The following is a 12,080-nucleotide window of genomic DNA, read 5'->3' on the forward strand; positions in this document are numbered from 1 at the left end:
AAAAGCAAAAGCAAAAGCAAATGATTGCGATTTACATATTTATTTTTTCATAATACCTTTAAATGAGTGAGCGTTAGAGGCGATTATTATTTGTTGTTTTATAAGTTATGCTTACAATTCCCAGTTCACCTTTAGCAGGAATGACTAATTTTTTAGGTAGTAAGGCTGATTCAGTATGAGGGTTAAACTCAAATTCAATCCGTTTATAGTTGTGGCCTCCACCTTCTCTTGCCGCTTCTATATTTAGATAGTATTTAGCTTTTCTATCAAATTCACCATTGTTATTTAGGCCACTCCAAAGAACTTTATATTCTCCTGGTCGGCGAGTTGGACGAGCTATACCATCTAATAAATCTGGATTTTTACGACCGACACGTCGCCACCAACGACTGTTTTCTTTAGCCCATCGATTACTTTCACCCAGTAATAGTAAATTATAAACACTACGGTTTTGGCGATCGCTTATCCAAATAGCAACATAAGGTTTTTCATATTTAGCTACTTGTAAATTAGGTATTTGATATTCTATTTGCAGTGAGTTAGCAGAAAGCTCATCAATGGCTTCAGTTTCAGAGCCTACAAAAGTATGCCATCCAGCTGATGCCACTTTTAAACCTTGAGGCGATACTATTAATGCTTCAACATTTTCTAGTTGATTAACCCAATCTATTCCTTGTGATATTGATTGAGTGCTTAATGCCGTTGCGATGGCATCTGCAGTGACGGCGTCTTTAGCTATAACCGTTGCAGATGGCGCATAGTCCATTGGCCAGCCATCTTGTGGATCTAAAATATGACTAAATTTTCTTCTTTGAATCTGTCTAAAGCGATTATGGTGACTACTTGATGCAATGGCCATATTTGATAAATTCACATAATATGGCGCTGCTGATTGAGCATCGTTTAGATTTGTCGGATCGGCTATTGCAACATGCCATTTAGCATTATTATTTGGTTTTCCCCAATAATATGCATCACCGCCAATATCTAATTTTAATCCCGTTGCATCAGGCAATAACGAATGCAAATGCGCATAAGCTAAGTCAATAATAAACCCTTTTGCTAACCCCGCAGGATCAAGTGCTATTTTTTCATCTAATATTACACTGCTTTTTACAGCATCAATGTTAATGGTTGAGCGTTGGATGTCGCGAGCTTTATAACGTACGGCAATCCTATCTGGTACGCTATCAGTGCGTTCAGCGGCTAACCAAAGCTCTTTTAATTTGCCCATTTTGCAACTGAATTTTTTATGCGAAGCGGCATGCCATTTTTCACATAATTCAACAATTTCAATTAATTCACTAGGAAGGTTTTGTTTACTTCCTAATTTGTTTAGCAAGCTAATCTGGCTCTCTTTTTGCCACGTTGAAAGAATCCCTTCTAAGCGTGTTATTTCATTTAATGTACTACCTATCGCTTTTTCGGCTTGCAGTTGAGGTACACCTGCAATGCTTATATCCATTGATGTACCTAATACATTATCGTAATGGGCATTTACCATTGCAAGAGCTGGCTGTGTGTTAAAAATAAGTAATAAAGCAGCACCGAATATTTTTTTAACATGATTTATCAACATTCCTTAATTCAATATTGTTCTCCCTGCCTGTAAATTTATTGGCAGGGAGGCGTTTAATATTCAGTAATTAGTGTTTGATGATTTTGCCGTTTTATTGTTGCTCACATATTCATTTTTTTAGGCGCTGGATCTAGGTTGTTGACGATACCGTCTTTGTCAGTATCCCAACGTGTAAAACTACGATGCCCTGACAGCTGGTATTCAGCAAAGGTCATTGCACCATCTTCATCTTTATCTAAAACATTAAAACGAATGTGTGTTTGTTTTAATGCAGCTTTGCGTGTACTGGCTATCTTTTTATCTAAACGGTTTTCATATTCAAAAATATACTCTTGCTCTGTTAGCCAATTATTAGCATCTTCGTCGGCACGATCAAAGTCTTGTCGGCGGCGTTGGTTAAATTCTTCTTGGGTAATAATGTTATCTTGATTTAGGTCGTATTTAATAAAAAAACCTTTCCGATCGTGCGTTGTTGGCATACGAAGTAGGCGTTTTGCTCTGTTTAATTTGTTTTGTTTTTCTTGTGCTAATTGCTGCTCAGTTTTTTCAACCGTTTTCTTTTCTGTTTTTCTTTTTGGCTCAGGATCTAGGTCGTTAATTGTGCCGTCTTTATTTACATCATATTTTGTAAAACTCCGTACACCAGATGCTTGGTATTCTTGCCATTCCATTTTAGCATTTTCATTTTTATCGAGTGCTTTGAAGCGTACTGTGGTTTGTTTAACTTGCACTAACCTATCAAGGGTAAGTTGTTTATCCATACGGTCTTGGTATTCAAAAACATATTCGTTTTCGCTTACTGCGCCATCCTTATTTTCGTCAGTGTTGTTAAAGTTATTCTGTCGGGCATTGTCAAATTCAGCTAAGTGCACATTGCCGTCATTGTTGGTATCGTATTGGTTTATGTAAATCGACTTGCTATGCGATGCTGCATTTGTGACTGTACTTAGTAGTGCTAAAACAGTAGTAAAAGTAATCGTTATTATTTTGTTCATTTTATTTCTCGTTTATTCTGTCGCTTCAACAACAAGGGTGTAGGTATTACTGATTTGAGGAGCCGGAGAGCCTTTAGGTGCATCACTTTTATAACGTGCACGTAAAAGGTATACGCCTTGTTTTTGTGGCATAAAGCTAAATTCGCCTTTATCGTTACTTTTTAATGAGATGGAAGGTTTATCATTGCTAAATTGATCGTTCGCCTGAAAAACATCAACAGTTAAGTCAGCCAGTGGTTTTCCATTAAACACGCTAACCATTGATAAACGTTCACCAACAAAAAGTTCATTAGGGTGGCTTTTAGCAACAAACTCTAAGCCTTGACCGTAAGGTTTTAGGGCTGTTTCACTTGGGGCACCTTTGGTTACATAACTTTCAGCTAAGGTGAGTGATTGGAAAAAGGCGAGTAACTTTCCTCCCTCAGGGATTGCATCCATTGGGTTTTCTAGCGATTTTCTTTCACCGTTTATTTCATACATTTTAAACACACGGCCTAAGCGTTTACCTGTGCTAAAGCGATAAGTACCTTCTTCTTTTAGCTGATGCTCTACAACCATACGTAAATGTAATTTAACAACATTATCAGGATTTATGGTTTCACCATTAGGAGTAATTACAGTAAAAATACTGTTATTAAACGCAAGCTCAGGAACAAAAAATTTCTCTGCAAAAGCTGCGTCTAAAGTAACGTTATCTTGACTTGATTCATCAAAAGAGTAGGGCGCTAAATAAGGAGTGTGGGCATAACTTGTTGCACAGACTGTGAGTAGCATCACACCTGTTAATAGTTTTTTTAAACGCATAATGAATTCCTAATTAAGTAAACAAATAATACAGTTGAGCGGGAATAATTTCGCCATATTATATATAAATACGAATAATTCGCAATATCATTTTTATTTAATTGGTGTGTTTTTTACATGAATATGTTTTCAGTAAAAACCTTGGACTTAGCTTGTAACGTTTATTGCTTATAAGGCGAAACATATGTAGTAAATAGCGACTTGCTCATAAATATGTATTTTCATCCTGTATTAAGCTGAATATGCGATGATACTTCGCAAGTTAGTTATATTGTTACTTGGATTGTAGGGAGGTTAATTTAACCTGAACTGTGGATAATAAATCTATCTCAAGCAGCTATTTTCAGCGCTCACTGTGTTGAATTTACTTGCAACAGGCCAGCTATTGACGCGTAAGTTCGTCTTGTTTTCACTGAAAATCTCTGGCTAGAGAATATAAATTTACATATCACTATAATTCAATACGTTGGTAAATATCTTAACCAGATCTCAGGTTAATTTAACTTTATTAGCATTCGATTTTGGTGGGTTTATCTCTGTAGGTTAAATTTACAGTAGTGGTTTTTTAGGTGAAATAGACTTTATATTTGTTTTTTAAGTGTCTGATAAATAGAAATAAAGTCCTCTGCTTTATATTGTCGAGAGTTTAAATTATAGAAGGGAATTATAATGGCTATTCAAAAAAGCTTAAACAAAAAACACGTCAATTTATAGATTCTAAGCATATGTTAAGTGGTATTACCGTTGCGTCTTTTTTAGAGTCGACTATAGTCCCTATTCCACTTGAGGCTGTTTTAGTGCCATTAATGCAAGCTCGACGTGAAAAACTTTGGCTTATTGCATTTATGGCTACTTTGGGATGTGTTGTGGGAGCTCTGTTTGGCTATGCTTTGGGTTATTACCTATTTGACGCCGTTGGTGATTGGATCATTAATACGTTTTCAACACCTGAGCAATTTAAAAATGTTCAGCAACAAATGCAAGAACAAGGTTTTTGGTTTGTTATAACGCTTGGTATTGTACCAATCCCTTTTCAAATAGCGATGCTTGCTGCTGGTGCAACTAAATATTCAATTTGGTTATTTTTGTTAGCCAGTGCTATTGCACGTTCTATTCGTTATTTTAGTTTGGCTATTATTGTGTATTACGCGGGTAATCAAGCTGAATGGATAATTAGTAAACATAAAACTAAAGCTATGATTGGTTTAAGTGTTTTAATACTAGGGACATGGGGGTAAGTACACTCATTTAATGCAGTGGTTTTGTATCTGAATTTTGAACGTGTGTTATAATTTTACGTGTTGCTCATATAGCCTAACGTAAAATTGGACGATAATGAATCCCGAAATAGTCAGTATAAAGTTAAGTCGCTTTGTCCATCTCACTAAGCTGAATAAGCTTTTAATGTTTATACTTCTTTCCTATATTCTGGTGTTTTCTGCTTATTCTTTAATGAATTTCCCTTTTTTAGATTTTAAAAATAATATTTATGGTTTTACGACGGATGTTATTAATTTAATAGTCATTGTTGCTATTTTTTGGGTTGTACAGTGCTCAAAGTTAGCTAAAAAAGCATATTTTTACGTAAGCACTGGATTGTTATTATGGATTGTCGGTATTACGGCGGATGTGCTTGATGAGGTAGTTATACCACCTTACTGGGTAAGTTTGTATGTTGAAGATTTATGCCGAACTATAGGCATGGCAATAACCGCTTTTGGCTTGTTTAAAACTATGTTATTTATGCAAAAAATGCATAATCGGTTAGCTAAAGAGCTCATTATGGATGATTTGACTAATGTGCATAACCGGCGTTGTTTTTATCGATATGTGAAAAATGTGACGACACCCGCATACACTCTTTTAATTATTGATATAGATCATTTTAAATCTATAAATGATGACTTCGGTCACGATATGGGAGACAAAATACTTAAAGAGTTTGCCTATAAAGTGAATGCTTTATTTGATGACTCGAGTGTTTTTGCTCGAATTGGTGGTGAAGAGTTTGCCGGTTATTTCCCCAAGTAATATTAATGATGTGACTGATTTTTCCCAAACTATTTTAGAACTCGCCCATACAATTAATGTGAAAAACGACCGCTTTATAACTGTAAGCATAGGTATTGCACAACGCATTGAACGAGAGTTGTTTGATGAGGTAATGAAGCGAGCTGATCTTGCTTTGTATAAAGCAAAAGAAACTGGCCGTAATAGGTATGTAGTGAGCTGATCTTTTCAACCTGTAAACTCAGACGTTAAAACGCTAAGAATTTGCTGTGGTTGTCCCTCAAACTTTTCCTTTTGTAATCTATTATCAATATTAAAGACACTTTCATACACTTTTTAACGTTTACGTCAGGAAGTGTCAGTGCGAGTAATGCTTTGTAAATTATGAAATTAAAATAGGGTATTCGAGTCATAAAAGAGATTTTAATAATAAGGAATAACTCTAATGACCAACTCCCTGTTTAAAGCTGCTTTAGCACTTAGTTTAATCTCTATCTTAGCCGGTTGTGGCTCCGATGATAGCTCAAGTGATACCGGTTATATTCAATTATACAATGGCTCTTATAACAGCCCATACACTCGACTATTTATTGATGAAACAGAGCGTTCAGGTACTGACTTTGCTGATGTAACTACTCGTCACAACTACAGTACTGACACTTATGATGTAAGTTTTGAGTACCTTGATGCTAACGACAGCTACATAACCATTAGTGAACAAGAAGTGTCGATTAAAGGTGATAAAACGCAATTAATTGTGATGAGTGGCGATTTTGCTGAGCCTATATTCACAGAGCTTAGCGTGCCTATCTCTAGTGACACTGATGAATTTAACTTAGGTTTTTTTAATACCACGAATGAAAACAATAACTATGATATTTATATAGCTACGGATGATGGTGTATTTGAAAGCGCAACATTATTTGCCTCTGCGCAGTATTTGGCTGAGCCCGAGCTGCAAACACTTGAAGAAGGGTATTATACAATTTATGTGACAGCGGCAGGTAGTTCGGATGTTATTTTTGAATCACCTTCAGTTTATTACTACGACGAAGCAAGCTACGTTGCTATGATCCGTCCAAGCTATGCAACCGAAAAAAACGGTATTACGCTTGATATAGTGACTGATAATAACTATGTCACGGAGCTAAATCATCAAGATGCACAAGGCCAATTACGATTCATTAATACAATGGATAGCTATTCACCTGTTAGCTTCTCAATTACTCGTGGTACTACAGAGTTAACAACCGATACAGTAGTCAACGATACTTATACTAACTATGTTGAATTATCGCCTAATAGCTACAGTGTTGCTATGTATGACGAAGAAGGCACCAAGCTTGCTGATAACTTTTTAATGACGTTAGAGCGTGAACAAAGTGCGGTGGGGATTTTTTATAACGACGAAGAAAATGGTCCTCGTATGATGAGCGTAGAAGAAAACCTTACGCCTAGCAGTTATAGTCATACGGTATCAGTTGTAAATTTAATTGAAAATTATGCAGGTCAATCAGTCTCTGAAGTTGACGTGTACTTTACACTTAACGGTGAAACAGTAGAAGACACAAGTAATGTTGTTGATGGGCTTGATAAATACGATCAAGAAGAGCAAGTCGTAGACAACGAGATTTATACTGTTTATGCAGTATTTGAGGATAACGGGCAGCAAATCGTGCTTATCCAACAAAGCGATATGGACTTTACGCAAGAAGGAAACTACATACTTATCTTAGAGCACGATACAACAACGAGTTCAGGTTATAAAATGACCTTAGAACGTACGATCACCGATAGTGTTGAATAGTTAGTTTTAAAAATAGTTACATGCCCTGAGTATTTTTTACTTGGGGCTTTTTTTGATTAAAAATAACAGGTTTGTTTGTTGATTGAGACAGGTTGTATTTTGGTCGTAAACAGATGTCTTAGTTAAGTTAGAGTCTGAACAGCTCAACATATTTAATCGTTTATTATTTTAGCTCTATTTTGTTTGTAGTTTTTATTATCAAACCGTAATTATAGGTAAATTAAGGGGAGTCAAATTAGCTCACGTTGTCGTTTTTTTGTAAAAAAAACAACATAAACACATGGTTTAAATAGGGGATAAAAAACACTGACATATTTAATTCATCTTCTGTAATTAGGATGTCCGTGCCGAGCCAGTATGGCCTATTAATCATAAGCAGCAATTAAGAGAAACATTATGAACCCTTTTAAATCATCACCTTTTATTAAGTCGAGTCTCGCATTAGCATGTTGTGGCATTTTATATACAACCCCAGTTTTAGCTGATGGCGCCGTTAAAGGACGCATTACCGATTCAAGTCAAAGTGTTTACTTTGGTGGTGCAAAAATTACTTTAAAAGAACTAAACCTAAAAACAGTCAGCGGGCGTGATGGTACTTTCTCATTTAATAATCTACCAGCAGGGGATTACACCTTAATGGTTGATTATATTGGTGCATCCTCGGTAGAGAAAAAAATAAAAATTGTTGATGAAAACGTGTTCACGCAACAAATAATAATAGGTGAGCAAGAGGATGCGATTGATAATATTATTGTCTATGGTCAAAGTGCAGGGCAAGCTGGCGCAATTAACAGACAAAAAAATGCCAGTAACCTAAAGTCAGTGGTAAGTGCTGATTCAATTGGTCAGCTCCCAGATCAAAATGCAGCGGAAGCTTTACAACGCCTGCCGGGGGTTTTTATAGCGCGAGACCAAGGTGAAGGACGTTTTGTTGGTATTCGTGGTATCGATCCTAATTTAAATAATGTGACCGTGAATGGCCTTAATGTACCTTCTCCCGAGGCTGGGGTTCGCAGTGTGGCAATGGATGTTATTCCAAGTGAATTAATTCAAAGTTTAGAAGTAAGTAAAACGGTCACACCCGACATGGATGCAAGTGCGATTGGTGGCTCTATTGAAGTTAAAAGTTTAAGTGCTTTTGATAAATCAGGGCAGAGTTATAGCTTCACCGCACAAGGTTCATATAATGAACTTGAGTCGGACACTAGCCCTAAACTTTCGGCAAGTTTTACAGATGTTTATGAACTCAATAACGGTTTGGATTTAGGGGTAGCGACAGCTATTTCATGGTTTAAACGTGACTTTGGTTCTCGTAATGTTGAAACTGATGGTGGCTGGAGCGAATTTAAAGTTGAAGATGACGCTACGGGTGAAGATATAAAAATCTTTGGAGCAGAAGAGATTGAGCAACGCCAATATCAAATTACACGTGAGCGTTTAGGTGCTGCGCTTAACTTTGATTTACACAGTGGTGTAGCAAATCGATACTATTTACGCACACTTTACAGTGATTTCTCGGATGATGAATACCGCCAGCGTAAAGAGTTTAAGTTTAGCGATGGCCAAGTTAATACACATGATAATAACAGCGCTTCTTTTTCTGACGCTGAAATGGACCGAGATACGAAAGATCGTTATGAAGAACAAAGCATTTTGTCATTGGTCGCAGGTGGCGAGCATCAATTAAACAATTGGTTTGTTCAATACAGCGTCGGTTACTCAAAGTCAGACGAAAAAGAGCCAGATCGCTTAGATGTAAGCTTTGCGGGTGAAGGGCTTGATTTGGGTTATATTGCACAAAGTGAAATACCAAGCTTATCTCAATCATCTAATACTAACGACATGAGCAATTTTGTTTTAGATAAAGTCGAGGCTAACGACAATCTTAGTGAAGATGAAGCAATGACCTTTAAGGTTGATTTCAGTCGTGATTTTGTTTGGAATAATAACAATGGTGAATTCAAGTTTGGCGCTAAATATCAAAGCCGTGAAAAACGTAACGATGTAAATGTTTGGATTTATAAGGATGACTTACAAGGAGCACTCGCGAGTGACTTCGCTGCGTCTGCCCCCGACTATGATTTAGGAGAATTTGGTCCAGGTCTAAATCGTTCAGCTATCCGTCAATTTGTGAATAATAATCGTGGTGCATTTGAACTGAACGAAAACGACTCACAAGTTGAGTCCGATGGTGCAAGTTATACCAGTAATGAAGATATTGTTGCAGCTTATGCAATGGTAACGTTAGATATTGATAAGTTACAAATTGTCGCAGGCCTTCGTTATGAAGGAACTCAATTTGATACTGAAGGTAATCAGGTCGCGCTATTAACTGACGATGTAAACGATACGGAAGTAGTTACAAGCACACCTTGGAAAGCCACAAAAGATTATGATCATTTTTTACCTAGTTTAAATATGCGCTATGAGCACAGTGATAAATTAGTCTCTCGTTTTGCCTATACAAATACAATTGCACGTCCTTCATTTAAAGATTCTGCGGCGTTTCAGTTAATTGAATCTGAAAGCAGTGAAGATGACGGCGTAATTTCCGTTGAGCGTAAAGCTGAAGTGGGGAACCCCGATTTAGACCCTTATGAATCAATGAATCTCGATGCCTCTATTGAATACTACCCAGGTAGTATTGGGGTACTTTCAGCGGGGCTGTTCTACAAAGATATCGACAACTATATTGTTCAGCAAGAAGTACAAGATAACGGCCAATGGAATGGTTACCAAGAAGTTGTGCAAATGGTTAATGGTGGCTCTGCATCACTAACAGGGCTTGAACTTAACTGGAGTAAAACGTTTGATTCTGGTTTTTTAATCAGTGCAAATGGCACATTTATTAATGCTGACGATGACTTACCAAATCAAGCAGATAAAATAGGTAACTTTATTGTTGGTTATGAAAACAATGTAATTAGCACTCGTTTGAGCGCATCTTATAAGAGTGAAAGCTTCCAATTTGAAGATGCTGACATGAATGTATATGAAGATAGTCACACGCAATTAGATTTCAGCGGTAAGTACTTTATAAATGATTCTGTTAATGTTTACTTTAATGCGAAAAACTTAACCGATGAGCCTTTGTATCTTTATCATGGTGAGCGTAAATACAACTACCAATATGAATCATACGGTCGTACTTATGAGCTAGGGTTTACTATTAACTCTCTTTAATTTACATAACTAAAAAGGCCTACTTGATATAAGTAGGCCTTTTTTGTGGAATATAAAATGATGAACAAATTACTTCTTTCACCACTTGCATTTGCTTGTTGTATGTTACTTAGTGCGTGCAGTGCGCAGGCTGAAAAAACACCTAGTAAAAATATAAATTTTATCGCTTTTGGGGATGGCGGCTATCACGTTGACTACCCCAAAAAGAAACAGATTAAAAACCCCAAAAACAAAACTGAATTTATAGCCAAAGAATTACAAGATTGGCTTGAAGATTATCGACCACGTAAAGAGTTTGATCATGCTCCTATTTATGTGTATCCGGGGACAGATATAGCAACCGAACAAGGTGGTGCACAAGCGGTTGGCCTAGCTATGGCTAAATTATGTGAAAGCAAAGAGTGTCAGTTTGCTATTCAATTAGGCGATAATGTTTACCCCGATGGCGCAGATGCTAATGATGGTAAAGATGATCAAAAACGTTTACATGATTTAATTTATGCCCCTTTGAAACCTTTGTTCGATGCTGATCCATCTTTGATTGTATATTCTGCTTTAGGTAACCATGACTGGCGCAGCTCTCGAAAAGGGGTGGCATTACAAACTGAGTGGATGGCGCAACAACCTAATTTTTTTATGGGTGAACAAGGGTACTACAGTTATAAAAAAGGGACGCCAGGTAACGACGTAGAATTTTTCGTTTTAGATACAAATATGCTGTTGGCGGGGCAAACATACTATAAAGTGCCGCTTAACCCTGATGGCAGTGAAGGTAATGAACAACAAGCAATTAAAAGTGGTGCAGCCAAGCTTGAAGTTCATGATAAGCACGAAGGACCGAAAAATGGCGAAGATATTAAGCAACTAGCATGGTTAAAAAAGAAATTGCTAACTCAACGGCTAAGTGGAAGTTAGTGTATGGGCATCATATTTTATGGTCAATTGGTGGTACAAAATACACAGAAGGACATGTGTTACGGCGTTTACTAATGCCAACACTATGTAAATATGCTGATGGCTATATTGCGGGTCATGAACATGATTTAGAACTGTTAACTGATGATTGCTCTGAGTTTGATAGCGGCAGTAGTCATGGCAAATTACCGCTTATAATATCTGGTGCAGCTTCAAAAATGCGTGGCAAACATTCCCCATTTGCACAGTTTCAAGCCCAAAAATATCCGGAGTATGATTTAGTGTGGTCAAAGAGCTTTGTTTGGGGCTTTAGTCACATAAATATTGATAATCAACAAGATCAACTTAAAGTTAGTTTTTATACAACGCCGCGAAACTTAAGTGGTGGGTTGATAGATGAGGGGCAATTTAGGTTTAAAAAACGCACACAATAATATAAAAGCTTAATACAACAAAAGCCAAGCTGTGCTTGGCTTTTGTATTATTTATTGATGCTAATTAAGCTGAACTCTGGATAATAAATCTATCATGAGCCGCTATTTTTAGCGCTAACTGCGTTGAATTTACTTGCAATGGGCCGCTATTGACGCGTAAATTCGCCTTGTTCTCACTGAAAACCTCTGCCTAGAGAAATAAATTTAAATATCACCATGATTCAATACGTTAATAAATCTCTTAACCCGAGTTCTGGTTAATTAATAGTGTAAAACACATTATTAATGTAGATAATATAAAAAATAGGTACTATAGCCGCTGTAAATGAATAACTACAGAGTGTGCCATGGAT

At 36.8% G+C, this 12,080-nt stretch carries 6 protein-coding genes and 2 pseudogenes; 5 read left to right on the forward strand and 3 right to left on the reverse strand.

Annotated elements, in window-relative coordinates; all coding sequences use genetic code 11:
- Nucleotides 1-73: 73 nt before the first annotated feature.
- The 3 genes from P4S65_RS07720 to P4S65_RS07730 form a co-directional block, all read right to left on the reverse strand.
- Nucleotides 74-1,579, reverse strand: a complete 1,506-nt coding sequence (locus P4S65_RS07720) for a DUF2271 domain-containing protein (protein WP_337119893.1) — start codon at nucleotides 1,577-1,579, stop codon at nucleotides 74-76.
- A 101-nt stretch (nucleotides 1,580-1,680) separates the two neighbouring features.
- On the reverse strand, nucleotides 1,681-2,574 hold the full coding sequence (locus P4S65_RS07725; protein WP_337119894.1) for a hypothetical protein: 894 nt from the start codon (nucleotides 2,572-2,574) through the stop codon (nucleotides 1,681-1,683).
- 12 nt (nucleotides 2,575-2,586) lie between these two features.
- A complete protein-coding gene (locus P4S65_RS07730; RefSeq protein WP_007378240.1) occupies nucleotides 2,587-3,378 on the reverse strand; it encodes a DUF4198 domain-containing protein in 792 nt (263 codons plus the stop codon).
- A gap of 725 nt (nucleotides 3,379-4,103) precedes the next feature.
- Here P4S65_RS07730 and P4S65_RS07735 point away from each other — a divergent pair.
- The 5 genes and pseudogenes from P4S65_RS07735 to P4S65_RS07755 all read left to right on the forward strand — a co-directional run bounded on the left by P4S65_RS07735 (nucleotide 4,104) and on the right by P4S65_RS07755 (nucleotide 11,727).
- Entirely contained in the window at nucleotides 4,104-4,616 is a 513-nt protein-coding gene (locus tag P4S65_RS07735) for a YqaA family protein (RefSeq protein WP_337119895.1), read from the forward strand.
- A 166-nt stretch (nucleotides 4,617-4,782) separates the two neighbouring features.
- Nucleotides 4,783-5,611: pseudogene (locus tag P4S65_RS07740) on the forward strand (GGDEF domain-containing protein).
- Between the two features lie 222 nt (nucleotides 5,612-5,833).
- Entirely contained in the window at nucleotides 5,834-7,195 is a 1,362-nt protein-coding gene (locus tag P4S65_RS07745; RefSeq protein WP_337119896.1) for a hypothetical protein, read from the forward strand.
- Between the two features lie 396 nt (nucleotides 7,196-7,591).
- The gene (locus P4S65_RS07750; RefSeq protein WP_337119897.1) at nucleotides 7,592-10,378 is read left to right on the forward strand and encodes a TonB-dependent receptor; all 2,787 of its coding nucleotides are present in this window, start codon (nucleotides 7,592-7,594) and stop codon (nucleotides 10,376-10,378) included.
- Nucleotides 10,379-10,435: 57 nt separating this feature from the next.
- Nucleotides 10,436-11,727 (forward strand): annotated as a pseudogene (locus P4S65_RS07755) (metallophosphoesterase).
- Nucleotides 11,728-12,080 lie beyond the last annotated feature (353 nt).

This window comes from Pseudoalteromonas sp. B131b (assembly GCF_037162545.1).
Classification (GTDB): Bacteria; Pseudomonadota; Gammaproteobacteria; order Enterobacterales; family Alteromonadaceae; genus Pseudoalteromonas; species Pseudoalteromonas fuliginea.